The following is a 24978-nucleotide window of genomic DNA, read 5'->3' on the forward strand; positions in this document are numbered from 1 at the left end:
CCATATACGCAGAGAAAGCCGCCGACAAAAGAAAGTTCACCCTTGACGAGCGATAAAATTGTTGTTTGTATATGAATTAGTTTCTCACAAATGAGAAATGCGGGCCGGGATGAGGGCGCGCTACAGTGGAGGAGAGGTTATGAACAGGCTGCTTTCCGGCGTCTCGGCCGGAGTCATCATGCTTGCCTGCGCAGTGGGAGCGGCCAGCGCCGCGGAACTGCCCGGCAAGTTCGAAGGCGTCACCATCGACGCCAAGCTGATCGGCGGACAGCAATACGAAAAGCTCTATGAGCGCATCGCCGAATGGGAGAAGGCGACCGGCGCCAAGGTCAATATCCTGTCGAAGAAGAATCACTTCGAACTCGACAAGGAGATCAAGTCGGATATCGCCACGGGCGGTATCAGCTGGTGCGTCGGTTCCAACCACTCTTCCTTCGCCCCGCAATACCCCGACATCTATACCGATCTCCTGGCACTGCTTCCGCCGGAAGAAATCGCAAAGTTCGTGCCGGCTGTCATCGACGCCTCGACGCTCGGCGGCAAGCTCGTCATGCTTCCACGCGCGCAGTTCGACGTGTCGGCGCTCTACTATCAAAAGAGCCTCTACCAGGACGATGCCAAGAAGGCCGCCTTCAAGGAAAAATACGGCTACGACCTCACGCCGCCGGATACCTGGGCGCAGGTCAGCGACCAGGCAGAATTCTTCGCGGCCCCGCCGAACTTCTACGGTACGCAGTTTGCCGGCAAGGAAGAGGCCATCAATGGCCGCTTCTATGAAATGCTGGTCGCCGAAGGTGGCGAATACCTCGACAAGGATGGACGTCCGGCCTTCAATTCCGAAGCCGGCATCCGGGCGCTCGACTGGTTCGTCAAGCTCTACAAGGACAAGGCCGTTCCTCCGGGCACGACCAACTACCTCTGGGACGATCTCGGCCAGGGCTTTGCTTCCGGCTCGATCGCCGTCAATCTCGATTGGCCTGGCTGGGCGAGCTTCTTCAACGATCCGAAGTCGTCGAAGGTTGCCGGCAATGTCGGCGTCAAGGTTCAGCCGGCAGGTTCCTCGGGCAAGCGCACGGGCTGGTCCGGGCACCACGGCTTCTCGGTCACCGAGGACTGCGCCAACAAGGAAGCGGCAGCTTCGCTCGTCTGGTGGTTGACCAACGAGGATAGCCAGAAGCTGGAATCGGCGACCGGTCCGCTGCCGACGCGCACCGCCGTCTGGGAATACAACATCAAGGCCGCCGAGGGCGATGCCTACAAGACCGAGGTGTTGCAGGCTTTCCAGGAAGCGGCAAAGCATGCATTCCCGGTTCCGCAGACTGCAGAATGGATCGAAATCTCCAACGCCGTCTATCCTGAACTCCAGGCCGCCATCCTCGGCGACAAGACGTCGAAGGAAGCGCTCGACACTGCCGCCGAAAAGGCGACCGGCATCCTGGAAGACGCCGGAAAGCTGTAAGTAGAGACAAGGAAGGCGGCGCCGATACCAAGGTGTCGGCGCCGCCTTCGTCATTTACTGCGTAACTCCCTGGATCGGAAATGGTCAGGAAGGATTATGCAGCAAGTTTAATGCCTTGCAGCGTCTTTTTCGCGTCATATCTGACGCGCGGCACTGTGATGTCACCCTCAGGAATGCCTGATGAAGCTCAAGAAACTGTCCGCACCGGTCCTTCTGCTGCTACCGGCCTTTGTCGTGCTGGCAGCGGTCATCGTGGTGCCGTTGCTCTTCTCCTTCTATTCGAGCTTCACGCCGTTCCGGCTGACCAAGCCTGAATCGCTCTGGATCTTCGTCGGTCTGCGCAACTACATCACGGTGCTGAGCAACTGGGATTTCTGGGTCGCTTTCGGCCGCACCGTCCTTCTGCTCACCGTCGCACTGAACACGGAGATGCTGCTTGGCCTCGGCCTCGCGCTCCTTGTCAACAAGGCCACCCACGGCCAGCGGCTGCTGCGGACGATCATGATGTTCCCGATGATGTTTTCACCGGTGCTCGTCGGCTTCCAGTTCAAATTCATGTTCAACGACAACATCGGTTTCGTGAACAATGCGCTGCAATCGCTCGGGCTGACGGACCGCGCCATCCCCTGGCTGATCGACGGCAACCTGGCGCTGATCTCGATCATCATCGCCGAGGTCTGGTCGTCGACCGCAGTCTTCGCGATCCTCATTCTTGCCGGTCTTCTGGCGATGCCGAAGGACCCGGTCGAGGCGGCGCATGTCGATGGCTGCACGCCATGGCAGACATTCCGCTACGTCACCTGGCCCTATCTCATGCCGTTTGCCTTCATCGCCATGACGATCCGTTCGCTCGATGTTGCCCGCGCCTATGACATCGTGAAAATCATGACCGATGGCGGGCCGGCCAAACGAACCGAACTGCTGTGGACCCTGATCGGCCGCACGGCCTATGCCGACGCCCGCATGGGGATGGCCAACGCCATGGCCTATGTCGCCATCCTTCTGTCGATCGTCTTCACCGTCTATTTCTTCCGCAAGCTCGCCGCCGCGCGCCAGCAGATCGGAGCCGAGTGGTAATGGATATCAATTCGTCACATCGCCTGCGCCGGCGCCTCCTGAAGACGGCGCATCTGATCGGGCTGTTTCTCGCAATGGCCGTAATCTGCCTGCCGGGCCTCTGGATCGTGCTGTCGTCGCTGCGCCCGACCGTCGAGATCATGGCCAAGCCGCCAGTCTGGATCCCCGAAAGCATCTCGCTTGATGCCTACCGCGCGATGTTCGCCGGCGCCGGGCAGGGTGGGGTTCCCGTCTGGGACTATTTCCGCAACTCGCTGATCATCTCCGTCACCTCGACGGTGATCGCTCTCGCGATTGGCATGGCCGGCGGTTATGCCTTTGCCCGCTACCGCTTCAAGGCGAAGTCGGCAATCTTCCTCGGCTTCATGCTGACGCGTGCTGTTCCCGGCATCGCGTTGTCGCTCCCGCTCTTCATGATCTATGCCCGCACCGGCATCATCGACACGCATTTCTCGCTGATCCTGACCTATGTCGCGCTGAACGTGCCCTTCACTATCTGGCTGATCGACGGCTTCTTCCGTCAGGTACCGAAGGATCTGGCGGAAGCAGCCCAGATCGACGGCTGCACACCCTGGCAGGCATTCTGGCAGGTGGAGTTTCCGCTTGCTGGCCCCGGCATTGCCTCCGCGGGCATCTTCGCCTTCCTCACGTCCTGGAACGAATATGCTCTGGCCTCGCAGATTACCCGCTCGGTCAACTCGAAAACTCTGCCCGTCGGCCTGCTCGACTACACCGCTGAGTTCACGATCGACTGGCGCGGTATGTGCGCGCTCGCCGTGGTCATGATCGTCCCGGCGCTCACGCTCACCTTCATCATTCAAAAGCACCTCGTTTCGGGCCTCACCTTCGGCGCGGTGAAAGGATAACATTCATGGCTCCTGTCACCCTCAGGAAACTGGTCAAACGCTATGGCGCGCTCGAAGTCGTTCACGGCATCGATCTCGAGGTGAAGGACCGCGAGTTCATCGCCCTGGTCGGCCCGTCCGGTTGCGGCAAATCGACGACGCTGCGCATGATCGCCGGCCTCGAGGATGTCAGCGGCGGAGCCATCGAGATCGGTGGCCGCAAGGTCAACGACCTGCCGCCGCGCGCCCGCAACATCTCGATGGTCTTCCAGTCCTACGCGCTCTATCCGCATATGACGGTCGCCGAGAACATGGGTTTCTCGCTGAAGATCGCCGGCCGCTCCACTGACGACATCAAGGCGCGCGTCGATGAGGCTGCGACCATTCTCGATCTCGGCCATCTGCTGGAGCGTCGCCCGTCGCAACTTTCCGGCGGTCAGCGCCAGCGCGTGGCGATGGGCCGCGCGATCGTGCGCCAGCCCGACGTCTTCCTGTTCGACGAGCCGCTGTCCAACCTCGACGCCAAGCTGCGCACCCAGGTGCGCACCGAAATCAAGAAGCTGCATGCCCGCATGCAGGCGACGATGATCTATGTGACGCATGACCAGGTCGAGGCGATGACGCTTTCCGATCGTATCGTCATCATGCGCGATGGCCATATCGAGCAGGTCGGGACGCCGGAGGAAGTGTTCCAGAAGCCCGCGACGAAGTTTGTTGCCGGCTTCATCGGCTCGCCGCCGATGAACATGGACGAGGCCGTGGTCGACCATGGCCAGTTGGTGTTTGCGACCGGCGTCCGTCTGCCCATCCCGCCGCGGTTTGTCGGCGCGCTCCGCGCCGGCCAGAAGGTCACATTCGGCCTGCGCCCCGATGATATCTACCCCACGGGCCACGGCCTCCATGCCGGCGATGCCGCTGCCGTGCACGAGGTTGAGCTGCCCGTCACCATCACGGAGCCGCTCGGCAACGAGACGCTGGTGTTCATCCAATTCAATGGCCGCGACTGGGTTTCGCGCATGCTCAATCCGCGTCCGCTTCGCTCAGGCGAAAGCGTGCGCATGAGCTTCGATCTCTCTCGCGCCCATCTCTTCGACATCGAGACAGGAAAGGCTCTGGAAGGCTGACATGGCAAGGATCGAGAAAATTGAACTGCGTATGGTCGATCTGCAGCCGAAGGTGAAGCGGACCGACGCGATCCAGAGCTTCGTCAGCCAGGAAACGCCGATCGTCACGATCACCGATTCCGACGGCGCGACCGGGACGGGCTACAGCTACACGATCGGCACGGGCGGATCCTCCGTCATGCGCCTGCTGTCCGACCACCTCGTTCCGATCCTGATCGGCGAGGACGCCGATTGCATCGAAGCCATCTGGCACAAGATGGAATTTGCCACCCATGCGACGACGATCGGCCCGATAACGGCGCTGGCACTCGCTGCCGTCGACACCGCCCTTTGGGACCTGCGCGCACGGAAACAGAAGCTGCCGCTCTGGAAGCTCGCCGGTGGCGCCAAGGACAGTTGCCCGCTCTACACCACCGAAGGCGGTTGGCTGCATATCGAAAAGGAAGCCCTCGTCGAGGATGCGCTTCAGGCCAAGGCCAAGGGTTTTTCCGGCTCCAAGGTCAAGATCGGCAAGCCGCACGGCTCCGAGGACTATGATCGCCTCTCGGCGATGCGCAAAGCGCTCGGCGATGGCTTCGAGATCATGACCGACTGTAACCAGGGTTTTACCGTTGACGAGGCGATCCGCCGGGCCGCTCGGCTGAAGGAGCTGGATCTCGCCTGGATCGAGGAGCCGCTGCCGGCCGACGATCTCGACGGCCACATCCGCCTGACACGCTCGACCCCGACCCCGATCGCCGTCGGCGAATCCATGTATTCGATCCGGCATTTCCGTGAGTACATGCAGAAGGGGGCCTGCTCGATCGTCCAGGTCGACGTCGCCCGCATCGGCGGCATCACGCCTTGGTTGAAGGTCGCGCACGCTGCTGAGGCTTTCGATATTCCGGTCTGCCCGCATTTCCTGATGGAACTGCATGTCAGCCTTGTCTGCGCCGTGCCGAACGGCAAATATGTCGAATATATTCCGCAACTCGATGAACTGACGACCAAGGGCATGGAGATCCGTAACGGACGCGCCATCGCGCCGTCTGAAGCCGGCATCGGCATTGCCTGGGACTGGGATGCCGTGAAAGCGCGCTCGATCAACGAGTTCACCCGGGAATTCGTGAAGTAGGGAGGCCGCCATGCAACGAATGGGAATGGTGATCGGTCTTCAGCCCGACAAGATCGCCGAATACAAGACGCTGCACGCTGCCGTCTGGCCGGAGATCCTCACGCTGATCTCCGAATGCAACGTCACGAATTACTCCATCTTCCTCAAGGAGCCGGAAAACCTGCTGTTCGGCTACTGGGAATATGTCGGCGAGGATTTCGCAGCCGACATGACAAAAATGGCCGCGCACCCGAAGAACCAGGAATGGTGGTCGGTGTGCATGCCATGCCAGAAGCCGCTCGAAACGCGCGGGGATGGCGAGTGGTGGGCGATGATGGAGGAAGTCTTCCACCACGACGGAAAGGTCTTGCATCGTGACTGACCAGTTCGATCCCACGTCGCTGCAGCAATCTTGGCCTTCGCCCGAAAAACCGCGCCCGATCGTCATCTTCGGCGCCGGCAGCATTGTCGGTGATGCGCATCTTCCGGCCTATCGCAAGGCAGGCCTTCCCGTCGCCGGCATCTTCGATCCCGATGTCAAGAAGGCGGCGTCGCTTGCTGCCGAATGGGGCATCCGAGCGTTTGCGACCGAGACCGAGGCGCTGGCAATCCCAGATGCGATCTTCGATCTGGCGACGCCGCCGGCAGCGCATGCTGCAATCCTGTCGAAACTGCCAGTAGGATCGGGCGCCCTGATCCAGAAGCCGATGGGCGCAGATCTGGCAGCAGCCACGGAGATCCTCAACATCTGCCGTGACCGGCAATTGCAGGCGGCAGTCAATTTCCAGCTTCGCTTTGCCCCGATGATGCTGGCGCTGCGCGACGCGATCGAAAAAGGCTATCTCGGCCAGATCGTCGACTTCGATGCGTGGCTTGCACTTGCCACGCCCTGGGGTCTCTGGCCGTTCCTCAAAGGTTTGCCGCGGATCGAGATCGCCATGCACTCGATCCATTATCTCGACCTGATCCGCGGACTGCTCGGCAATCCCGACGGTGTGCACGCCAAGACGATCGGCCATCCCAATCATGAGGTGGCGCAGACCCGCACGGCCGCCATTCTCGACTACGGCGACCAGGTGCGCTGCGTGCTTTCGGTCAATCACGACCATGATTTCGGCCGCAAGTTCCAGGCCTGCGAGTTCCGTATCTCGGGAACCGAGGGGGCGGCATACGTCAAGCTGGGCGTCAATCTCGACTATCCGCGCGGCGAGCCCGACGAACTGTGGATCCGGCCAGCCGGTGGCACGGAATGGATGGAGGTGCCGCTCAACGGCGCCTGGTTCCCAGACGCTTTTGCCAATCGCATGGCCAACCTGCAACGCTTCGTTAGTGGCGAGGACGAGCAGCTGATCGGCGCAGTCGACGACGCCTGGCAGACGATGGCGCTGGTCGAGGCCGCCTACCAATCCAGCGCGCGGCCTGCAACCGCGATCGCGCCACTTCCCGGACGTTGACGATGTTGGAACAGACAATCCATTTCGAAGACTATGAACTCGGCCATGTCAGGTTGAGCACAGGCCGTACGATCACCGAGACCGACTTCGTGGTCCATGCCGGGCATACGGGCGACTTCTTCCCGCACCACATGGACGCGGAATTCGCCAAAACCTTGCCCGGCGGCCAGCGGATCGCCCATGGCACCATGATCTTTTCCATCGGCGTCGGCCTGACGGCGTCGCTGATCAATCCCGTCGCCTTTTCTTATGGCTATGATCGGTTACGGTTCGTGCGTCCGGTTCATATCGGCGACACCATCCGCACCCGCGTGACGATCTCCGCCAAGGAGGACGATCCGAAGCGGCCGAAGGCGGGACGTGTCGTCGAACGGTGCGAAGTTATCAACCAGCGTGGCGAGGTCGTCCTCGCCGCCGATCATATCCTGGTCGTCGAACGCAAAGCATGAGGGGTCAACAATGACAACGGGTCTTTCGGGTAAGGTCGTCCTTATCACCGCCGCAGCCCAGGGCATCGGCCGCGCCACCGCGCTTGCCTTTGCCAAGGCCGGCGCCAAGGTGCATGCCACCGACATCAACACCGAGGCACTCGCAGCGCTGGCCGCAGAAGCCTCTGTTGAAACCCATCGGCTCGACGTTCTCGACCCAGGCGCTGTCGAGGCGCTGGTTGCCAAGATCGGTCAGGTCGACGTGCTCTTCAATTGCGCCGGTTTCGTGCATGCCGGCTCGATCCTCGACATGAAGGATGCCGACCTTGAATTCGCCTTCGACCTCAACGTCAAGGCGATGATCCGCACCATCCGGGCCGTGTTGCCGGGCATGCTTTCGCGCAAGGACGGCTCGATCATCAACATGGCTTCGGTTGCGTCCAGCATCAAGGGCGTGCCGAACCGCTTTGCCTATGGCGTGACCAAGGCGGCCGTCATCGGCCTGACCAAATCCGTTGCCGCCGACTATGTCGCCGACGGCATCCGCTGCAATGCCATCTGCCCTGGTACGGTCGAAAGCCCATCGCTGCAGGATCGCATGCGGGCACAGGGCGATTACGACGCGGCGCGGGCCGCCTTCATCGCCCGTCAGCCGATGGGCCGGATCGGCACGCCGGAAGAGATCGCCGATCTCGCCCTTTACCTCGCCAGCGCGACCTATACCTCCGGGCAGGCCTATGCCATCGATGGCGGCTGGACCATCTGAGCACTCAAATCAGGGATATGACACCATGAAACTTCTTCGTTATGGCGAACCGGGACAGGAAAAGCCTGGAATCATCGACTCGAGCGGCACGCTTCGCGATCTTTCCAGCCATGTCGCCGACTTCTCCGGTGCAGCGCTTGACCCCGACGCGCTTGCAGCGCTGGCCAAGCTCGATCTTGCCGGCCTTCCGGCCGTAGCCGGCAGCCCCCGCCTCGGCCCTTGCGTCGCGGGCACCGGCAAATTCGTCTGCATCGGCCTCAACTATTCCGACCATGCAGCCGAAACGGGTGCGACCGTTCCCTCCGAGCCGATCATTTTCATGAAGGCAACGTCGGCCATCGTCGGTCCGAACGATGACCTCGTCATTCCGCGCGGCTCCGAGAAGACCGACTGGGAAGTCGAACTCGGCGTCGTCATCGGCCGCAAGGCGAAGTATGTCAGCGAAGCCGAAGCCCTCGACTATGTCGCCGGCTATTGCACGGTCCACGACGTGTCTGAGCGCGCGTTCCAGATCGAGCGCCAGGGACAGTGGACCAAGGGCAAGTCCTGCGACACCTTCGGCCCGACCGGCCCATGGCTGGTGACGAAGGAGGAAATCCCGGATCCGCAGAACCTGCCGATGTGGCTCAAGGTCAACGGCGAGACGATGCAGAACGGCTCATCCAAGACCATGGTCTATGGTGTCGCATATCTCGTCTCCTACCTGTCGCAGTTCATGTCGCTGCAGCCGGGCGACATCATTTCGACCGGTACGCCGCCGGGTGTCGGCATGGGCATGAAGCCGCCGCGTTACCTCAAGGCCGGCGATGTCGTCGAACTCGGCATCGAAGGTCTCGGCACCCAGAAGCAGTCCGTACGCGCGGACGACTGATCTATTCTCATTGGAGCAAACATGACCCGCATCACCGATCTGCGCGTCTTCGATCTGCGCTTTCCCACATCGCAGAGCCTCGACGGTTCCGATGCCATGAACCCGGACCCTGACTATTCCGCGGCCTATGTCATCCTCGACACCGATAGCCCCGGATTGGCGGGCCATGGCCTGACGTTCACGATCGGGCGGGGCAACGACATCTGCTGCATGGCGATCAAAGCCATGCAGCATCTCGTCGTCGGCAGCGATACGGCGGAGATACTCGCCAATCCAGGCCGCTTTTGGCGACATCTGACCAGCGACAGCCAGCTGCGCTGGATCGGCCCGGAGAAGGGGGCCATTCATCTGGCCACCGGTGCCATCGTCAACGCGATCTGGGATCTGCTCGCCAAGGAAGCCGGCAAGCCGGTCTGGCAACTCGTCGCCGACATGTCGCCGGAGGAGATCGCCGACATCGTCGACTACCGTTACATGACCGATGTGCTGACCCGCGACGAAGCCGTGGCGATCCTGAAGCGTGCCGAAGCCGGCAAGGCGGAGCGTATCGCGACGCTGAAGAGCGAAGGTTACGCCTGCTATACGACGTCTGCCGGTTGGCTCGGCTATGACGACGACAAGCTTCGCCGGCTGGCGCAGGAGGCAATCGACCAGGGCTTCAATCACGTCAAGATGAAGGTCGGGCGTGATCTCGCCGACGACATCAGGCGTTTGACCATTGCCCGCGAAGTCATCGGCCCGGATCGCTACCTGATGATCGATGCCAACCAGGTCTGGGAGGTCGGTGAAGCCATCGACTGGGTCAAGCAACTGGCCTTTGCCAAGCCGTTCTTCATTGAGGAACCGACAAGTCCCGATGATGTCGCAGGCCACCGCAAGATCCGCGAGGCGATCGGTCCGGTGAAAGTTGCGACCGGAGAGATGTGCCAGAACCGGATCATGTTCAAGCAGTTCATCGCCGAAGGCGCGATCGACGTGGTGCAGATCGATTCCTGCCGCATGGGCGGCCTGAACGAAGTGCTGGCGGTTCTGCTGGTGGCGGCGAAGTATGAGCTTCCGGTCTGGCCGCATGCCGGCGGGGTAGGGCTCTGCGAATACGTCCAGCATCTGTCGATGATCGACTACATCGCCGTGTCGGGGACGAAGGATGGCCGGGTGATCGAGTATGTCGACCATTTGCACGAGCACTTCCTCGAGCCGTGCATCATCCACAACGCCGCCTACATGCCGCCGGAACGTCCAGGCTTTTCGATCGAGATGAAGCCGCAGTCCATCAAGGATTACACGTTCAAGGGCTAGTAGCGCCGATTATCCCTGAGAGGGTATTCATATATAAGTTGTGAATTCAAACGCGTTGCTTGAAGCCGCTGCAGGATCTCTGCGGCGGCTTTTGCTTTTTCCGCCAACGGGACGCGGAATGGGGCTCTCGCCTTCGAACAGCCGCGGCACCGAGACATTCCACTTGACGCTTGTGACTCATTCGTAAATAACTTATTCATTCGCTTATGAATGAATTCCGGAGGGGAGTCCGGAACAGGAGGATCCAATGAAGAAGTTCGTGCTCGCGGCTGCCATCGCCGCTCTGTCCTATTGCGGTAGCGCCAATGCGCAGGAATACAGCCTGCGTTTTTCGACCTCGCAGGTGAATCCCAACGAGCCGATCGTCAAGGCGATGAAGACCTTCTCCGAGCGCGTCGAGAAGCGTTCTGACGGCCGAATCGCGATTACCGTGATGACCGGCGACCAGCTCGGCGCGCAGAAGAAGGTCAATGAGATGGTGATGAGCGGCGCCAGCCTGCTCAGCGCCACCGACTACGGCCAGCTCGGTCAGTTCGTGCCCGATATGTCGATCCTGGCCGGCCCCTACGTCTATCCGAGTCTTGAGGCCACGGACCGGCTGTTTGCATCGGACCTCTACAAGGAACTGTCGGGCAAGCTCGAGGCGCAGGGCATCAAGATCATCATGCCCAACGGCCTCTTCGGCTACCGCCACATCATCTCCAACAAGCCCGTCCGCACCCCGGCCGATCTTGCCGGCGTGACGATCCGCGTGCCGTCCTCGCCGATCATGATGGCGACCTTCGGCAGCTACGGCGCACGCCCGACGGAACTTCCCTGGGGCGATGTCTACAACGCGCTGCAGACCGGCGTCGTCGATGCCGCTGAAGGGCCATTCGGTTCGATCGCCGGTGCGAAGCTGAACGAGACCCGCAAGGTCGTCTCCAAGACCGGCCACCAGATCATGTTCACCGCCTGGGTCGCATCCAGCCAGTTCTTCAACAGCCTGCCGGAAGATCTGCAGAATATCCTTCTGGAGGAGGGGCAGACGATCGCCAAGGAACTGACTGAGATGACGCTCGAAACCGACGACGCCTATGCCAAGCAGCTTGCCGACTCCGGTGTCGAGATCGTTACAGACGTCGACGTTCCGGCTTTCGTCGAGGCATCGCGCGTCGCCTACGACAAGGTGCCGAACATTACCCCGGGCATCTACGATCGCGTTCAGAAGGCGATGGCCGAGTAGGCGGACACGCTCCCGCCGCCAACCCGGCGTCGGCTCGACGGTCGACGCCAATCGGCAGATTTTCTCGCAGGGAATGTGAGATTGGCACAGCCGAACTGAAAATGGGTGGCGCAACACGCCACCCATATCCTTCTCTTCAAATGACCGAGGCCGCTATGGAAACCTCACACCTTCAAGAAGAGACAATACCTCTTCTCAGTTTTCGCCGCGCCGACGAGGCGATCGGCGTTGTCGCGCTCATCGTCATCGTCTTTTCGATCCTCTGGGGTGTCGTCAGTCGCTATATCTTCCCGCAGCCGGCCGCCTGGACCTACGAACTGGCGATCATGGCCTTTGCCTATCTGGTGTTTTTCGGCGCCGTTGCCGGTGTTCGGTTGGGGACGCATGCGGCGATCGATGTGCTGGTCACGGCCTTCCCCGCGAGCTGGCAGAAGGCGATTGCCTGGTTCAATTACCTGTTGCTCGCCGTCTTCTTCCTGGTGATGACGGTGCTGTTTGCCTGGCAGGCATGGACGTCGCGCCAGGTCCACACCATCGCGCTCGACCTGTCGCGCAGCCTCTCCTATGGCCCGCTCGCCCTCGCGTCCGCCGGCATGTTCGTTCAGCACCTGATCGTCGAAAGACCGTGGACTGCGCGGGTGCATCGCAATGTGGAATCGCTGATATGACCTTCTTTCATCTTGCCGGTCCGTCGCTATTGGTCGTCGTGCTCTTCCTTTTGTCCACCCCGATCACCTGGGCGATGGCGATTGGAGCGTTGGCGTTCTTCCTCATCAACATAGACATGATCCCGCTTGCCAATTTCGCCCAGGAAATGGCCGAAGGTAGCCAGTCCGTGTCGCTGCTGGCGCTGCCGCTGTTCGTACTCGCCGGCTGCATCATGAACGCCTCGGGCATCACCCGCCGGCTGCTCAACCTTGCTGACGTCCTCGTCGGCCATATGACCGGCGCGCTTGCCCAGATGTGCACGGTTCTCGGCACGCTGCTTGGCGGCCTGACTGCATCCGCCAACGCCGATGCGGCGATGCTTGCCAAGACGCTGGGCGTCGAAATGTCGGAGAGGGGATATAGCCGCGCCTTCGCCGCCGTCATCACGTCGTCGGCCGCCATCATCACCAGCCTGATCCCGCCGTCGATCGGTCTTATCGTCTATGGCTTCCTTGCCGAAACCTCGATCGGCCGGCTGTTTGCGGCTGGCGTCGTGCCCGGCCTTGTGCTTGCCGGCGGCCTGATGATCACCACCTACTTCATTGCCAAGAAGCGTGGCTACAAGCCGCTGCGCAAGGAGCGGGCGACCCGCGCCGAAGCGATGAAGGCGCTGATCGACGGTCTCTGGGCGCTGTCGATACCCATCGTCATCTTCGCCGGAACTCGCTATGGGCTGTTCACCACCACCGAAGCCGGTGCGGTCGTCGTCGTCTACGTGCTGTTCGTTGCCGTCTTCGGCTACCGCGAGTTCACCATCCGCCAGATCCCGGAAGTGCTCGCCGAGTCGGTGCGCGACTCAGCTGTCGTCATGATCATGATCTGCGCGGCCGCCGCCTTCGGCTTCTATCTCGCCTGGGAACAGGTGCCGCAGGCGATGTCCGGCTGGCTGGGTGCAGCAACCGACAACCCGCTGTTGATGTTGTTGCTGATCAACGTGCTGTTGATCGTCATCGGCACGGCGATCGAAGGGTCGGCAGCGCTGATCATACTCACGCCGATGCTGATCCCGATCATCGACGGCGTCGGTATCGATCGCGTGCATTTCGGGGTCGTCTTTATCACCAACCTGACCATTGCCGGCATTACGCCGCCGGTCGGTGGGCTGATGTACATCTCGTCGATGGTGCTGAAGGTTCCGATGATGGCCTATGCACGCGAAGTGCTGCCCTATCTCGCGATGATGATGGTGCTGTTGCTGATGCTCAGCATGTTCCCGCAGCTTTCGCTCTGGCTGCCGAACCTCGTCTACGGGACCGCGGCTGTTCAATAGGTCAGCGCCGGTCGCGGTGGAGAACCGCGACCGGCAAACGCTTGCCGTTTACCCCGCCTGCGGCACCAGGTTTGCCGGTGCGCGCTGACCGATGGTCAGGACCAGCAGTGCGGCGACGATGCACAGCAAGCCGGCGGCAATAAGCGCTGGCGTATAGGTCTCGAGCGACGTCCTGCTCGCGCCGGCGAGGAATGCGGCGCTCGCCGCGCCGAGCTGGTGTCCGGTAAACACCCAGCCGAAGACCAGCGCCGCCCGCTCTGCACCAAAGCGTTCCGCCGAAAGCTTCACGGTCGGCGGGACGGTCGCGACCCAGTCGAGGCCATAGAAGATGGCGAAGATCGACAGCGTGTAGAGGTTGAAGCCGCTGAAGGGAAGGAACAGCAGCGACAGGCCGCGAAGGCCGTAGAACCAGAAGAGCAGCCAACGATTGTCATAACGGTCGGAAAGCCAGCCGGAAAAGACCGTACCGACGAGGTCGAATACGCCGATCAGCGCCAGGAAACCGGCCGCACCGACGGCAGCGATGCCTACATCGCCGCAGATCGACACCCAATGCATCTGGATCAGGCCATTGGTACTGAAGCCACAGACGAAGAAGGTCGCAAACAGCACCCAGAACGTGTTTGAACGGGACGCTTCCTGCAGCGCCTTCAATGGCGAAAGTAACAGGGTGCGCAGATTATGCTTCTGTGCTGGAGCCGGCACGATCGCCCGGCCGCCATAGGGCGCCAAGCCGACGTCAGCAGGCCGATCCTGCATGAACAGGAGCACGAGGAGGAAGGCAAAGGACAGGACCGCGATGACGACGGTGAGGGCGGTGCGCCAGCCTATCGCCTCGGTGAGAGAGGCGAGGAGGGGCAGGAACACCAACTGCCCGGTGGCATTGCTGGCCGTCATCAGGCCGACAACGAGGCCGCGCCTTTTGTCGAACCAGCGCGTGGCGACGGTGGCACCGAGCACTAGCGCGGTCATGCCCGTGCCGACGCCGAGAACGACACCCCAAAGCGCTACCATCTGCCACAACTGCGTCATGAAGAACGACGCAATGATGCCGGTAACGATGAGAACCAGCGCCGCGGACACGACCTTCCTGACGCCGAAGTGGTTCATGAAGGCTGCCGCGAACGGCCCAAGCAGACCGAAGAGCACGAGGCGAATGGCGAGCGCAAACGATATCTCGGCAGTCGACCATCCGAACTCTGTTTCGAGTGGCTTGATCAGAACGCCCGCGGACCCCATCGCACCGGCCGTCGCCAGCATGACGAGGAATGTAACGGCCGCGACAGCCCAGCCATAATGGATGTCGCGTTTGGCGAGATACCGCGCAAGCACCGGTCCGAACATCGGCCATTTCCTTCCATCGATCGATTGTGTTGATTTGACTAGAGAGCCTGCAGCAGGGCCGTCAGTTGGGCCGACGCTTCATCCCCGAGCTTGGCTTCGATTGCCGTCTGAACGCCGTCCCAGAGAGGAGCCCCGTCACGCAGGACCTGCCGCCCCTTGGCGGACAATTCGACAGCAGATTCCCTTTGATCCTGCCCGCTCACCATTACGACCAGCTCCATTTTTTCAAGGACCTTGACGTTCCGGCTGACCGTCGAACGGTCGAGTTCCGTGCGCTGGCCGAGATCCGTCAGAGAGATGGGCTCGGCCCGCTGGATATTTCGCAGCAGACTGAACTGCGCGAGATTGACGCCAATAGGCGCAAGCGCGTCGTCATAGAGCGACGTCACTCGTCTCGAGGCTTTGCGCAGGAGGATGCAATAACAATAGGACATATTGCGTGTATATACACGCAATATTCTGACGTCAAGCCCTGCGTGCGATGGCACGCCCAAGGGTGCGGCAACGGCCGGTCAATCAGACAATCACCCGATGAATCGTGACCGCCCTTTCAAGGATTGCGCAGCCCGACCGGCTGCGGCTAAGACCTCGTCTTGAAAAGAGCCCTTCGAGCGGGCAGGGCGAAGCCAACCCTTCACCAGAGACAATCAGCAAACGCATTGGAGCCGGATCATGAGAACCGCCTTGCAACGGAAGATATTGGAAGTTTGCGATCGGAAGATCGCTGAAAAAGGGCCGGGCGTCGGCCTCTCGTTCTACGCCTTCTTTGCCAACAAAAACGAAGACCCAGAGCTTTTGATGGAGGCGGCCGAATGGTGGATCAGGACCCATCGGCTCGACCATTTCGAGAAAGCCGTGAAGATCCGCGCGATGGTCGCCGCTTTGGGCGAGCAGACGCCGATCCGATAAACGCGAACCGCGGGCGTTCTTTCGAGCACCCGCGGCTTAGCTGATTGTCACTGAAATGGATTGGCTGCCCTCTTGGGCAGCCTCCGGGCGTATCGCCTCGTCTTGACGGAGGTCGCTTTGCCGAGACTTACTCGGCCGGTATCGCCTCCCCGCGCGTCTTGACCAGGCTCCAGATCACGCCGCTTGCGATGATCGCAAAGGTGATGCCAAGCGACAGCGCCGCCGGGAATTTCTCCAGGCCCAGCAGATCGGCAACGAAGATCTTCGAACCGATGAAGATCAGAACCACGGCCAGAGCCGGCTTCAGATAGCGGAAGCGGTGGATCATCGCTGCCAGTGCGAAGTAGAGCGCCCGCAGGCCGAGAATGGCGAAGATGTTGGACGTATAGACCAGGAACGGATCGGTGGTGATGGCGAAGATCGCCGGTACCGAATCGACGGCGAAGATAACGTCAGCCACTTCGATAAGCACGAGGGCCATGAACAGTGGCGTGATGAACCAGATCAGCTTGCCGCTCTTCGGATCTGCCCGCTTGACGAAGAAATGTTCGCCGTGATGGGTCTCCGTTACATTGAAACGGTTCCGCATGAAGCGCACCAACGCGTTGTTGGAGATGTCGGGCTCGGCTTCTTTCATGAACAGCATCTTCAAGCCGGTAACGACGAGGAAGGCAGCGAAGATGTAGAGTAGCCACGAGAATTCAGCGACAAGCGTCGCACCGACGCCGATCATGATGGCGCGCAGGACGATGACGCCGAGGATGCCCCAGAACAGCACCCGATGCTGGTAGAGACGCGGGACGGCAAAGAATGAGAAAATGAGGGCGATGACGAACACGTTGTCGAGCGCGAGCGTCTTTTCGACGACGAAGCCGGTCATGTAGGCAAGGCCGGCGTCGGCGCCCAGATACCACCAGACCCAGCCGCCGAAAGCGAGGCCAAGCGAGATGTAGAGCGCTGAGAGCTTGATGCTCTCGCCGACCTCGATTTCCTTGTTTTCCTTGTGCAGCACGCCCAGGTCGAAGGACAGGATAGCGATGACCAGCGTGATGAAGCTGAGCCACATCAAGATTGGCTTACCCAGCCAATCGATAAACAAAAGGGAAGTATCCACGGAATAGAGCTCCGCCGGCGCAGATGTCGGATAAGGTCCGACATCGCAAGAGCGCCGGAAGCTCTCGCCAGAGGGGCCCGGACCAGCGGGTTGCTGGATAGTTGGGAGGGCGCCGGCCGGCCTTCAAGTGTCTGACACCGCTTTTTTGATACACGCGTCGACGGCATCCTCCGACATCGCCGGTCACTCTGCCATCATCAACCACATCCAATTCTTGAGGCGTTTGACGCAGGTGCCATGGAGCGCATTCGCAAACGGCACCCCTCACATTGGTTGCCGTATCCGGAGGCGATCCGAAGGCGCATTTTTCGACGGTGTCAAACCGATCAGCGGTTTAGAGGGGTGTTTTGCCGCAAGCCATCCCGACGCGAACGGGTGCCACAGCAATCCTTGAATTTTATGCCGGAGCCGCAAGGGCAGGGATCATTGCTGCGGCGTTGCAATCGGCCGATCAATGGCAACATAACTGCGGATGGCAGCCACGCTGCGGCAAACGCCGCAAGTTTGGCGGAGATTCCCGGCACGACGAGACGCCGCCCCGACTTGAACCCGCGCCAAGCGCGCTCGGCGACATAGTCGGCATCAAGCTTCGGCAGGACCTTGAAAAGCGGCACGCGATCGGCGCCGGATCGCTGCAGGAATTCGGTCGATACCGGACCGGGAGCAACGCATGTCACCGTGACGCCGGTACGGCGTAATTCCTGGTGAAGGGCCTCGGAAAAGGAGCGCACGTAGCTCTTGCTTGCGTAGTAAAGCGCCATGTTAGGGCCGGGCATGAAGCCGGCAATGGAGCCTAGGTTGAGGACGCCGCCGCGACCGCGCGCCACCATCCCCGGCAGGAAATGAAGAGACAAGTCGGTAAGCGCGCGGATGTTGAGGTCGATGATCCCCAACTGATCCTGGACGGGGAGTGTCGTTGCCGCCCCCCGCAAACCGTAGCCGGCACTGTTGACCAGGACGTCGCAGCAAAGGTTGTTTGCCGTGAGGAAATCCCCCAGGCGCGCCGCCGCATCGGCCGAGAACAGGTCGAGGTCCAGCACGAATGCTTCGCCGCCGGCCTCCCCAATCTCGCTCGCCACTGCGACCAGATCGTCGTGGGATCTCGCTACAAGTACGACGGGTGCTTTTTCTCGCGCGGCAACTTTGGCGATCGCCCGACCAATACCGCGCGAGGCTCCAATGACCACGACCGCCGGTCGCAATTCGGCCTGTACCATCATGTGGTCTTCCGCGACAGCAAGGGCGTGCGAACGGCTTCGTCTTGAGAAAGACCCAACACTTCCTGGGCAACATCACCGTTCAGGATCGCTTCGAAGCGCTCCAGCGCGCGCGCGACGTTGGCACCATCCATGACCCTGTGATCGTAGTGGATGCGTACGGTGACCGTGCCGTCCGCGGCGATGGGGCCGTAATTGAAGAGGGTGGTGAGGGGGGTCAGGGGATTGAGCGATTCCGCCCCGAGGCCCGAATAGACCGACAGTTGGAAGGTGCCGAAGTAGTGGGCGCGCCGCGCGCCGAGATTGAGTCCCAGCCACATGAGCAGCCAACGGAATGGGCCCGGCATGCGGGCAATCTTCAGCGCGCGCCGAAACTCCTTTATCTCCGCCACCGGGCGCGACCGCGCCGCATCGATCAGGGCGGCCAGTTCAGGGATCGGGAGGCGCTCCGGAGACTTGATCTTGCTGAGCAGGACCACCCGCTCGCCGTCATGCTCGCGTTCATGCGCAATGGACGCCACGCTTTCCGGGTATTCATAAAGCTGAGGTCGGGGGAGCTTGACGTATGCACGCCGGAATTCCGGCGTCTCCCGACAAAGAAGCGCGTATCCCTTCAAGAACAGCACGGTCCAAGACGGCCTGCTGGTCTGGGCGATTCTCGCCCTTTGCAGCGGGTCGAGGTTCATTTGCCGCTGAACGGTAACGCGCGGCACCCCGATCGAAAACCGCATCAGGTCGCAGACAAGGCGCCGTGGCACCGAAAGCTTGATGGCTCGGCCTCGCATCATGTCACCTTTAATAGAGATACGGGACGATTCGCTTGGTCCGCTGCATGTAGTCACGGTACTGCGGCCCGAAAATCTCCAGCATCATACGCTCTTCCTTGTCCACCCTTAGAAAAAAAAGCACCGCGAACCCGAGCAAGCCCGCCAGCCCTGCCACCCAATTGGACAGCAGAAAGGCCTGACCGAGACCCATCAGCATGAAGGACGTATACATCGGGTGGCGAACAAAGGCGTACGGTCCGCCGGAGATCAGCTCGTGCTTGTCACGAATCTCCAACGTGATCGACCAGTTCCGACCGAGCTCCTTATGTGTCCGGCGAAAAACCCACAGGGCAAAGAAAAAAATGACTGCGCCTAGCACGATGGCCCACGGACGGGCCGAATAGTCGGCGGAACCCGGCATTCCGGTGGCAACGTAGAAAGCTGGGATGATCGCCAGGCCAAGGAGGCCGGACGCAAGCCCGAACATGTCAACCGGCGAGCGGCGGGTGCTGACGACCTGCACGCGCTTTGCCCGGCGTTCGAACGGCACACGAATAAAGTACCAGGCGATGATGCCGACTACCCACACGATTTTGCCCAGAGCGGCGATCGATATGATCACTTCAAGTCACCGAAGCCTTTCTGCGATATACGATCGATTGGGCGCGAAACGCCGGACCGATCGCCTTTAGCCCGCGTTCATCTGCCGGAGTTTTGTAACGAACTGCTGCGGCCTTAGCCAGATGCTGGGCGTCTGATATCCCATGGAACGTGCGATATCTGCGACGAACGCATTGCAGTTGTAAACCGACGCCTGCCAGAGGCGCGATTTGGCTTTAAGCTGCCTGATGTAGGCAACGGTCTTGTTGTATTCCGCTTCGGTCAGCATGACGCGCCAGCTTGCTGACCTGTATGCCTCCTCAAGATCACCGTCGCTGGCACCGGTTTCGGCCGGTACGGGCAAAAAGTGACCGAGGACATAGGGAGTTGTGCTGGTACCGGCCGGTGCAAGACCCGCGACTTCGGGATCAATCATCGCACCCGCCTTATCCGTGCGCCCGAAAATCACATAGGTATGGCCGTAGCTTAGGGCGTATCGGGATCTGAATTCGATAAAGTAACCGGCTTCCCGGGCAACGCCTGCGCTCACGGCAGGTGCGCCACTGGTACTCGAGACAAAACGCGGTTCGGGTTTTTTATCAGTTGATTCGCAGGCAGCCGTCGCAAACGCGAGCATTGCCACGAGTGTTAGTCGGCCAATCATATGCGGCATCACTGTGGAATATCTCCTGAACTCCGATGAGCACAGCCCGGCGAGCCTTGCAGCTTTACGGCCGGTTGGGATGACGTGGGGAGGGCGCTAGCCCTCCCCACCCATCAGAAGTTCAAATTACTTATAGACTGGTGCCGGTTCGGCCGACTCGACCGGCGGCGGGGCTTTACCCTTGCCTTTACCGATAGTATCGCAGCCGCTCAGGCCGACGACGGAAAGCAAGGTAACGATCATGATTAGATTTCTGCTCATCAAGAAGTCCTCTCCTCTATGCGGAATGGGAATCAAAGGCAACGCTTATATTAATAGGGCGTTCTTCGCTCTCGCCTAGTGCAAAAAGAACACAATTTGCGTCGGCGAGCATAAAAGCTTGATCAGATGACCAGAACCTTGGCCCCAACGGGAGTTCGGTTGTACAGATCGACGATATCCTCATTGGTCAAGCGGACGCATCCGCTCGATACTGCCTGGCCTATCGTCCAGGGCTCGTTTGTTCCATGCAGCCGGAACATGGTATCCTGCCCGCCGCGATAGAGATAAAGAGCGGCTGCGCCAAGTGGATTATGGTTCCCACCGCTGACGCCTCCGGCATATTGCCGTAAATGCGGCTTGCGCTCCATCATGCTTTCGGTCGGCGTCCAGGACGGCCATTCGGCCTTGCGCCCGATTGACGCCGGGCCCTTGAGCGTGCGTCCATCTTCGCCGACAGCGACGCCGTAGCGGATGGCCCGACCACCGCCTTCAACCAGGTATAGGTAGCGTTCCGTGGTGTCGACGACGATCGTCCCAGGGGGCTCACCTCCGTCATAAGCCACATCTCGACGCCGATAGCGGGAAGACGGGCCACCTCCGAAAGCAGAAAAGATGGGCTCGCCCAATCGTTGTGCCGTTGATGTGCATCCAGATGCCGTTAAAGCCAAACTGCCGAGCAGGATCGCCCGCCGGGTAACGCGGTTACTGTTCATATCCACCTACGAGTAATCGGTGAGCACTGTTTCGTCTTTAACACTCAAGCGTTCGTTGGCCAAGTCGCTATTCTTCGCTTTTCCGAGGAGAAAACTAGTAGTGCAGGAAGAGTAAAGACCATTGCACTTCGCGTTTCGCAGGTGCAGGCTGACAAAGCACGCCACAATTGATGAAACTGCTTGCAGCTTGCGTCCGTCCCTGGTCGATTGGGCTCTTGAATAAGGATACACAGAATGGAGCTTGGCTTCGCCGGCAAAGTCGCGCTTGTAACCGGCGCAGGGTCTGGGATAGGTGCCGCGGTTGCCCGCCAGCTTGGCGCAGAAAGGGCGAAAGTCGTCGTAGCGGATATCAATCCCGATGCGGCGCAAGCGGTCGCCAACGAGATCTGTTCCTCTGGCGGGACGGCCTTCCCCGTGGAGGTCGATGTCGCCAAAGCCGGCGACGTGGCGAAGCTGGTCGAAACCGTTGTCCAGACACACGGGGGGCTGCATCTGGCGGTCAACAATGCCGGAATCGACGGCATTCGAAGGGCGACGGCTGATTACCCGGTAGACGAGTGGGAAAGGTTGATCAGCGTCAATCTCAACGGCGTGTTCTATTGCATGAAGTACGAGATCGCCGCCATGGCGGCGCAGGGTGGTGGATCCATCGTCAACATGTCGTCGATTCTGGGCTCCGTCGGCCTGCCGACCGCATCGGCATACACCGCAGCCAAGCACGGGGTTGTCGGCCTGACGAAGGTCGCCGCGATCGAGTATGCAAAAAGGGGCGTACGAATCAATGCGGTCGGGCCTGGCATGATCGAAACGCCACTGCTATCCGAGCAGTCCGAGTTGACAAGCAACCGACGCTTGGAGGCGCTTCAGCCCATGGGCCGACGCGGCACGCCGGACGAAGTTGCAGCTCTTGTGTGTTTTCTCCTGTCCGAACGAGCGAGCTTCATCTCCGGTAGCTACCATCTGGTGGATGGCGCCTACACCGCGCATTAGACCAGGCGCCTCGGCAACCCATCCCGCTTATACGCTGATCGGCGTTCCAACTGGTCGAACGACGATGGCCGCTAAAGCGCGTCGCGATCTCTCGGATTCGCTTGCTGCGCTCTAAGCTCTTGTTTTTGCGCATGTCTTCATCGCAAAACCGCTGTGCACTTTTGCGCGACATGCTCTAGCGCGGTGCAAGAGCCGCGCAAAGCGCTGCCGCAAGCATCAGACCGCCGGCGGCAACAGGGAGAGCAAAAAAGCTCGCCGCAGAATAGAGGTTGCCAAAGGCAAGTGTGCCGGCGAACAGGGCAAGATAGGTGACGCCACTGTTTAGTCCCATGATGGCGCCGCGCCGGGTGGGGCTGAGCGCCGTCAGCCGCATGATGAGCACATTGAGTCCGAGGTGGTTGGCAAGTCCCCAGAAGAAGACGACCGCCAGCATGGCTTTGTAGGAACCGCTGGCTGCTGCCATCGCAACGTAGACTGCGGCGACAACGAGAAAAATGAGCGGCAGTAATTTTCCGGCACCGAGGCGATCGATCAGACGGTCGAGGAAGGCGGCACTTCCAAAACCGACTCCATAGAAGGCCGCGATGAAGCCGTTGGCGCTGAGGGGCAGTTCCAAGGCGGCATGGAGATGATCGCCGATATAGGCATAGACGCCATAGAAGGCGGCCATGAAAGCGGCGCAGGCGGAAAGAAGCGGCACGGCCCCACGAACGCCGAGCGCCGTCAACGGCGACGAAGCCGCCGCTTGAGGCGCATCCCGGACGACAGCCATCCGCACCGCAGCACATACGATAAGGGCGGCCGCGGCGACGACAAGGAAGGTCACGCGCCAGCCGGCGAAATCGGCAATAGCCGCCGACAACGGCACACCTGCGACCATGCTCAGCGTCCAGCCCGTCAACACCAGGCCGATGGTCTCGCTCTCGCGTCCCGCCGGCGCGACAATGGCTGCCAGCGTGTAGATAGCCGGCAGCGCGATGCCGGCGGCAATCCCCACCAGCAGCTGGGCTGTCACAAGGAAGGGGAGCGCCGGTGCGGCCGCGCTGGCGCCAAGCCCGATCACAAGCAGAAGCAATGCGAGCACAAGCATTCGGCTCGGGCCGTAGCGATCAATGAAACGTCCAAGGAAGATGGCGCTCGCCGCCGTACCGAGACCGAAAACCGCCGATGCCGTCATGACGGCCGGAGCGCCCACGTCAAGACTGCGTGCAACTTCTGGCGCAATCGGCCCCAGCGCCAGCGAGTTCGACCCGATGACGCCGATGCAGGTCGTTAACACGAAGGCAAACGGAGGGATGCGGGAGCGCTCGACAGGTTTAGTGGAAATATGTTGATCTGTATTCGTCATATAGCGATAATTGCAGAATGTCATTCTGCCACAAGAGGGAACATCAGAATGGACCAAAATACAGAAGAGGTTCGGCGCAAGCGTCATCCCGAACGTGATCTGGATGCGATGGACCGAAAGCTATTAGGCGCCTTGGTCGAGGACGCGACCATGAGCTACGCCGAACTCGGGGACCGTGTCGGACTATCGCCACCGGCCGCGCACGAGCGGGTCAAGCGCCTGAGGCGCTCTGGCGCAATTCGTCGCGTGGCGGCGCTCATCGATCCCGAGGCCGTCGGCAAGACGCTGCTTGCCTTCGTTCATGTCGACACCACCGGCTGGGGCAAGACGCCAGCATTGCTTGCTATTGAAGAACATCCCGAAGTGGAGGAGGTGCATTCGGTGGCGGGGGACACCTGCATGCTCCTCAAGGTGCGCACGGAGAGCACGCATGCGCTGGAAGGACTGCTGGCGCGCCTGTATGACACGCCTGGCGTCAAGGCGACCCGGAGCTATGTCGTGCTTTCGACCTATCTGGAACGGCCGGTGCAGCCGGGCGTGACGAGCGAATGGCCGGCGCTTGCCAAGAACGTCGAATTCGGCACCGCTGCGTTCAACGACCATCGCGGACGCGGCAGATGAGGCTATTCGACCTTGGCGCCCGCAAACGGTGCGCTTTGGACATTAGATATCCGCAGCGTACCGGCTCGCCAACAAAGGCGGCGGCCGACGATCGCATTGCAGTTAAGAGCCAGTCGCGTAGCAAGGTTTCTGCAAGGCGACCGGGCCGCACTGGCGTTTTCGGTGCTCGGTGAAAGCCACAAAGCTGCCGTTCAATGGTCAGCAAATTGCCCTGACGCTGCCCCACCTGGCCCTTTCGAGGGTTTCATTGTCCAGACCACGCCCCGCATTCATCCGGTTTGGGGGCGAATGAGCAAGGCGCTGTATTGCTGCCTGGCACGTTATAGAGGAATGGACATGATCAATCGTTACGCACTCATTGCATCGCTGACCGCCACACTCGTCAGTTTCACGGCCTTCAGTCCGGCGTCCGCCTTGGAAATGGCCCAGGCACAAGAGACGCAGCCAACCCAGGGCCAGGCCGGCAAGGGCACGGATGCCGCCATCAGCGATCAGAAGATCCAGGCATTTGCAGTCGCTTACCTTCAGGTCGACAAGGTCCGGCAGGCGTATTCCGCGAAGATAGAAGCAACAACGGACGCAGCGGCAAAGGAGAAGCTGCAGACTGAAGCCAGCAAGCAGATGGTGGAGGCTGTGGAATCCTCGTCCGCTATTTCGGTGGAGGAATACTCTTCTATCCTGACAGCCGCCCAAAACGACCCGGCTCTGGCCAAGAAGGTTCAGGAAAAAATTCAAACCACGCCCCCAGCCCAACAGTAAGCTGAGCGCGCCGGGCGTAAGATCGCGTGAGATTGCCGCTGCTGCGAACCGT

At 60.7% G+C, this 24978-nt stretch carries 29 protein-coding genes; 18 read left to right on the forward strand and 11 right to left on the reverse strand.

The window, feature by feature from the left end; all coding sequences use genetic code 11:
* Window positions 1–178 precede the first annotated feature (178 nt).
* From ASD03_RS18415 to ASD03_RS18480, 14 genes are all read left to right on the forward strand, one after another.
* Window positions 179–1459 (forward strand): sugar ABC transporter substrate-binding protein, encoded by a 1281-nt coding sequence (locus ASD03_RS18415; protein ID WP_225906524.1) that lies wholly within the window; start codon window positions 179–181, stop codon window positions 1457–1459.
* Between the two features lie 180 nt (window positions 1460–1639).
* Complete coding sequence (locus tag ASD03_RS18420) at window positions 1640–2536, forward strand: sugar ABC transporter permease (protein ID WP_025428738.1); 897 nt, start codon at window positions 1640–1642, stop codon at window positions 2534–2536.
* Window positions 2536–3402: a carbohydrate ABC transporter permease gene (locus ASD03_RS18425; RefSeq protein ID WP_025428739.1), complete on the forward strand. Its 867-nt coding sequence runs from the start codon at window positions 2536–2538 to the stop codon at window positions 3400–3402. Before ASD03_RS18420 ends, ASD03_RS18425 begins: the two co-directional genes overlap by 1 nt.
* A gap of 5 nt (window positions 3403–3407) precedes the next feature.
* A complete protein-coding gene (gene ugpC / locus ASD03_RS18430) occupies window positions 3408–4505 on the forward strand; it encodes a sn-glycerol-3-phosphate ABC transporter ATP-binding protein UgpC (RefSeq protein ID WP_025428740.1) in 1098 nt (365 codons plus the stop codon).
* A 1-nt stretch (window position 4506) separates the two neighbouring features.
* On the forward strand, window positions 4507–5619 hold the full coding sequence (locus tag ASD03_RS18435; protein WP_025428741.1) for a mandelate racemase/muconate lactonizing enzyme family protein: 1113 nt from the start codon (window positions 4507–4509) through the stop codon (window positions 5617–5619).
* Between the two features lie 10 nt (window positions 5620–5629).
* A complete protein-coding gene (locus ASD03_RS18440; RefSeq protein WP_057214714.1) occupies window positions 5630–5980 on the forward strand; it encodes an L-rhamnose mutarotase in 351 nt (116 codons plus the stop codon).
* Window positions 5973–7052 carry a Gfo/Idh/MocA family oxidoreductase gene (locus ASD03_RS18445; RefSeq protein WP_057214719.1) on the forward strand — a complete coding sequence of 360 codons (1080 nt, stop codon included), beginning with the start codon at window positions 5973–5975 and terminating at the stop codon, window positions 7050–7052. The genes ASD03_RS18440 and ASD03_RS18445 overlap by 8 nt, the downstream gene beginning before the upstream one ends.
* 2 nt (window positions 7053–7054) lie before the next feature.
* The gene (locus ASD03_RS18450; RefSeq protein ID WP_025428744.1) at window positions 7055–7501 is read left to right on the forward strand and encodes a MaoC/PaaZ C-terminal domain-containing protein; all 447 of its coding nucleotides are present in this window, start codon (window positions 7055–7057) and stop codon (window positions 7499–7501) included.
* Window positions 7502–7511: 10 nt separating this feature from the next.
* Window positions 7512–8246, forward strand: coding sequence for an SDR family oxidoreductase (locus ASD03_RS18455; RefSeq protein WP_057214722.1), 735 nt, complete (start codon window positions 7512–7514; stop codon window positions 8244–8246).
* Between the two features lie 25 nt (window positions 8247–8271).
* Window positions 8272–9117 (forward strand): fumarylacetoacetate hydrolase family protein, encoded by an 846-nt coding sequence (locus ASD03_RS18460; protein ID WP_057214725.1) that lies wholly within the window; start codon window positions 8272–8274, stop codon window positions 9115–9117.
* A 21-nt stretch (window positions 9118–9138) separates the two neighbouring features.
* Window positions 9139–10416, forward strand: a complete 1278-nt coding sequence (locus ASD03_RS18465; RefSeq protein WP_025428747.1) for an L-fuconate dehydratase — start codon at window positions 9139–9141, stop codon at window positions 10414–10416.
* Window positions 10417–10663: 247 nt separating this feature from the next.
* The gene (locus tag ASD03_RS18470) at window positions 10664–11641 is read left to right on the forward strand and encodes a C4-dicarboxylate TRAP transporter substrate-binding protein (RefSeq protein WP_057214728.1); all 978 of its coding nucleotides are present in this window, start codon (window positions 10664–10666) and stop codon (window positions 11639–11641) included.
* Between the two features lie 155 nt (window positions 11642–11796).
* The gene (locus tag ASD03_RS18475) at window positions 11797–12309 is read left to right on the forward strand and encodes a TRAP transporter small permease (protein WP_057214731.1); all 513 of its coding nucleotides are present in this window, start codon (window positions 11797–11799) and stop codon (window positions 12307–12309) included.
* A complete protein-coding gene (locus ASD03_RS18480; protein WP_057214733.1) occupies window positions 12306–13619 on the forward strand; it encodes a TRAP transporter large permease in 1314 nt (437 codons plus the stop codon). Before ASD03_RS18475 ends, ASD03_RS18480 begins: the two co-directional genes overlap by 4 nt.
* 48 nt (window positions 13620–13667) lie before the next feature.
* Here the strand turns inward: ASD03_RS18480 and ASD03_RS18485 are convergent, their stop codons facing one another.
* Complete coding sequence (locus ASD03_RS18485) at window positions 13668–14963, reverse strand: MFS transporter (protein WP_057214736.1); 1296 nt, start codon at window positions 14961–14963, stop codon at window positions 13668–13670.
* Between the two features lie 38 nt (window positions 14964–15001).
* Window positions 15002–15397 (reverse strand): MarR family winged helix-turn-helix transcriptional regulator, encoded by a 396-nt coding sequence (locus ASD03_RS18490; protein ID WP_057214739.1) that lies wholly within the window; start codon window positions 15395–15397, stop codon window positions 15002–15004.
* A 238-nt stretch (window positions 15398–15635) separates the two neighbouring features.
* Here ASD03_RS18490 and ASD03_RS18495 point away from each other — a divergent pair, with 238 nt between their 5' ends.
* Window positions 15636–15872: a DUF6500 family protein gene (locus ASD03_RS18495; RefSeq protein ID WP_057208094.1), complete on the forward strand. Its 237-nt coding sequence runs from the start codon at window positions 15636–15638 to the stop codon at window positions 15870–15872.
* A gap of 127 nt (window positions 15873–15999) precedes the next feature.
* Here the strand turns inward: ASD03_RS18495 and ASD03_RS18500 are convergent, their stop codons facing one another.
* The 8 genes from ASD03_RS18500 to ASD03_RS40560 all read right to left on the reverse strand — a co-directional run bounded on the left by ASD03_RS18500 (window position 16000) and on the right by ASD03_RS40560 (window position 21577).
* Window positions 16000–16986 carry a TerC family protein gene (locus ASD03_RS18500; protein WP_057214742.1) on the reverse strand — a complete coding sequence of 329 codons (987 nt, stop codon included), beginning with the start codon at window positions 16984–16986 and terminating at the stop codon, window positions 16000–16002.
* A 326-nt stretch (window positions 16987–17312) separates the two neighbouring features.
* Window positions 17313–18206, reverse strand: a complete 894-nt coding sequence (locus ASD03_RS18505; protein WP_057214745.1) for an SDR family NAD(P)-dependent oxidoreductase — start codon at window positions 18204–18206, stop codon at window positions 17313–17315.
* The gene (locus ASD03_RS18510; RefSeq protein WP_057214863.1) at window positions 18203–18988 is read right to left on the reverse strand and encodes a hypothetical protein; all 786 of its coding nucleotides are present in this window, start codon (window positions 18986–18988) and stop codon (window positions 18203–18205) included. Before ASD03_RS18510 ends, ASD03_RS18505 begins: the two co-directional genes overlap by 4 nt.
* A gap of 10 nt (window positions 18989–18998) precedes the next feature.
* Window positions 18999–19586 (reverse strand): protein-S-isoprenylcysteine O-methyltransferase, encoded by a 588-nt coding sequence (locus ASD03_RS18515; RefSeq protein WP_057214866.1) that lies wholly within the window; start codon window positions 19584–19586, stop codon window positions 18999–19001.
* 72 nt (window positions 19587–19658) lie between these two features.
* Window positions 19659–20243 (reverse strand): hypothetical protein, encoded by a 585-nt coding sequence (locus ASD03_RS18520; RefSeq protein WP_057214748.1) that lies wholly within the window; start codon window positions 20241–20243, stop codon window positions 19659–19661.
* Window positions 20244–20360: 117 nt separating this feature from the next.
* Entirely contained in the window at window positions 20361–20495 is a 135-nt protein-coding gene (locus tag ASD03_RS18525) for a hypothetical protein (protein WP_025428759.1), read from the reverse strand.
* 122 nt (window positions 20496–20617) lie between these two features.
* Window positions 20618–21208 (reverse strand): L,D-transpeptidase, encoded by a 591-nt coding sequence (locus ASD03_RS18530; RefSeq protein WP_025428760.1) that lies wholly within the window; start codon window positions 21206–21208, stop codon window positions 20618–20620.
* 6 nt (window positions 21209–21214) lie between these two features.
* Window positions 21215–21577, reverse strand: coding sequence for a hypothetical protein (locus tag ASD03_RS40560; protein WP_244494256.1), 363 nt, complete (start codon window positions 21575–21577; stop codon window positions 21215–21217).
* Between ASD03_RS40560 and ASD03_RS18535 the strand changes: the two genes are divergently transcribed.
* Complete coding sequence (locus ASD03_RS18535; protein ID WP_244494255.1) at window positions 21497–22198, forward strand: SDR family oxidoreductase; 702 nt, start codon at window positions 21497–21499, stop codon at window positions 22196–22198. The genes ASD03_RS40560 and ASD03_RS18535 overlap by 81 nt on opposite strands.
* 175 nt (window positions 22199–22373) lie before the next feature.
* On the opposite strand, the gene ASD03_RS18540 is transcribed toward ASD03_RS18535, so the two are convergent.
* Window positions 22374–23546 (reverse strand): MFS transporter, encoded by a 1173-nt coding sequence (locus ASD03_RS18540; protein WP_057214869.1) that lies wholly within the window; start codon window positions 23544–23546, stop codon window positions 22374–22376.
* A gap of 48 nt (window positions 23547–23594) precedes the next feature.
* On the opposite strand from ASD03_RS18540, the gene ASD03_RS18545 reads away from it, so the two are divergent.
* Together ASD03_RS18545 and ASD03_RS18550 are read left to right on the forward strand one after the other, a co-directional pair.
* Window positions 23595–24167, forward strand: a complete 573-nt coding sequence (locus ASD03_RS18545; protein ID WP_057214751.1) for an Lrp/AsnC family transcriptional regulator — start codon at window positions 23595–23597, stop codon at window positions 24165–24167.
* Between the two features lie 336 nt (window positions 24168–24503).
* Entirely contained in the window at window positions 24504–24926 is a 423-nt protein-coding gene (locus tag ASD03_RS18550) for a DUF4168 domain-containing protein (protein ID WP_025428764.1), read from the forward strand.
* Window positions 24927–24978 lie beyond the last annotated feature (52 nt).

Origin of the sequence: Ensifer sp. Root127, assembly GCF_001425225.1 — a bacterium.
In the GTDB taxonomy this organism is placed as follows: Bacteria; Pseudomonadota; Alphaproteobacteria; order Rhizobiales; family Rhizobiaceae; genus Ensifer; species Ensifer canadensis.

Excerpts from the sequence above, each read along its gene's own strand:
- ASD03_RS18460 (WP_057214725.1), top strand. The coding sequence starts at position 8,272 with ATGAAACTTCTTCGTTATGGCGAACCGGGACAGGAAAAGCCTGGAATC.
- ASD03_RS18455 (WP_057214722.1), top strand. The coding sequence starts at position 7,512 with ATGACAACGGGTCTTTCGGGTAAGGTCGTCCTTATCACCGCCGCAGCC.
- ASD03_RS18505 (WP_057214745.1), bottom strand. The coding sequence starts at position 18,206 with ATGATGGTACAGGCCGAATTGCGACCGGCGGTCGTGGTCATTGGAGCC.
- ASD03_RS18550 (WP_025428764.1), top strand. The coding sequence starts at position 24,504 with ATGATCAATCGTTACGCACTCATTGCATCGCTGACCGCCACACTCGTC.
- ASD03_RS18490 (WP_057214739.1), bottom strand. The coding sequence starts at position 15,397 with ATGTCCTATTGTTATTGCATCCTCCTGCGCAAAGCCTCGAGACGAGTG.
- ASD03_RS18480 (WP_057214733.1), top strand. The coding sequence starts at position 12,306 with ATGACCTTCTTTCATCTTGCCGGTCCGTCGCTATTGGTCGTCGTGCTC.
- ASD03_RS18525 (WP_025428759.1), bottom strand. The coding sequence starts at position 20,495 with ATGAGCAGAAATCTAATCATGATCGTTACCTTGCTTTCCGTCGTCGGC.
- ASD03_RS18435 (WP_025428741.1), top strand. The coding sequence starts at position 4,507 with ATGGCAAGGATCGAGAAAATTGAACTGCGTATGGTCGATCTGCAGCCG.
- ASD03_RS18470 (WP_057214728.1), top strand. The coding sequence starts at position 10,664 with ATGAAGAAGTTCGTGCTCGCGGCTGCCATCGCCGCTCTGTCCTATTGC.
- ASD03_RS18475 (WP_057214731.1), top strand. The coding sequence starts at position 11,797 with ATGGAAACCTCACACCTTCAAGAAGAGACAATACCTCTTCTCAGTTTT.
- ASD03_RS18420 (WP_025428738.1), top strand. The coding sequence starts at position 1,640 with ATGAAGCTCAAGAAACTGTCCGCACCGGTCCTTCTGCTGCTACCGGCC.
- ASD03_RS18415 (WP_225906524.1), top strand. The coding sequence starts at position 179 with ATGCTTGCCTGCGCAGTGGGAGCGGCCAGCGCCGCGGAACTGCCCGGC.
- ASD03_RS18485 (WP_057214736.1), bottom strand. The coding sequence starts at position 14,963 with ATGTTCGGACCGGTGCTTGCGCGGTATCTCGCCAAACGCGACATCCAT.
- ASD03_RS18510 (WP_057214863.1), bottom strand. The coding sequence starts at position 18,988 with ATGCGAGGCCGAGCCATCAAGCTTTCGGTGCCACGGCGCCTTGTCTGC.
- ASD03_RS18495 (WP_057208094.1), top strand. The coding sequence starts at position 15,636 with ATGAGAACCGCCTTGCAACGGAAGATATTGGAAGTTTGCGATCGGAAG.
- ASD03_RS18530 (WP_025428760.1), bottom strand. The coding sequence starts at position 21,208 with ATGAACAGTAACCGCGTTACCCGGCGGGCGATCCTGCTCGGCAGTTTG.
- ugpC (WP_025428740.1), top strand. The coding sequence starts at position 3,408 with ATGGCTCCTGTCACCCTCAGGAAACTGGTCAAACGCTATGGCGCGCTC.
- ASD03_RS18440 (WP_057214714.1), top strand. The coding sequence starts at position 5,630 with ATGCAACGAATGGGAATGGTGATCGGTCTTCAGCCCGACAAGATCGCC.
- ASD03_RS18425 (WP_025428739.1), top strand. The coding sequence starts at position 2,536 with ATGGATATCAATTCGTCACATCGCCTGCGCCGGCGCCTCCTGAAGACG.
- ASD03_RS18520 (WP_057214748.1), bottom strand. The coding sequence starts at position 20,243 with ATGCCGCATATGATTGGCCGACTAACACTCGTGGCAATGCTCGCGTTT.
- ASD03_RS18540 (WP_057214869.1), bottom strand. The coding sequence starts at position 23,546 with ATGACGAATACAGATCAACATATTTCCACTAAACCTGTCGAGCGCTCC.
- ASD03_RS18545 (WP_057214751.1), top strand. The coding sequence starts at position 23,595 with ATGGACCAAAATACAGAAGAGGTTCGGCGCAAGCGTCATCCCGAACGT.
- ASD03_RS18450 (WP_025428744.1), top strand. The coding sequence starts at position 7,055 with ATGTTGGAACAGACAATCCATTTCGAAGACTATGAACTCGGCCATGTC.
- ASD03_RS18465 (WP_025428747.1), top strand. The coding sequence starts at position 9,139 with ATGACCCGCATCACCGATCTGCGCGTCTTCGATCTGCGCTTTCCCACA.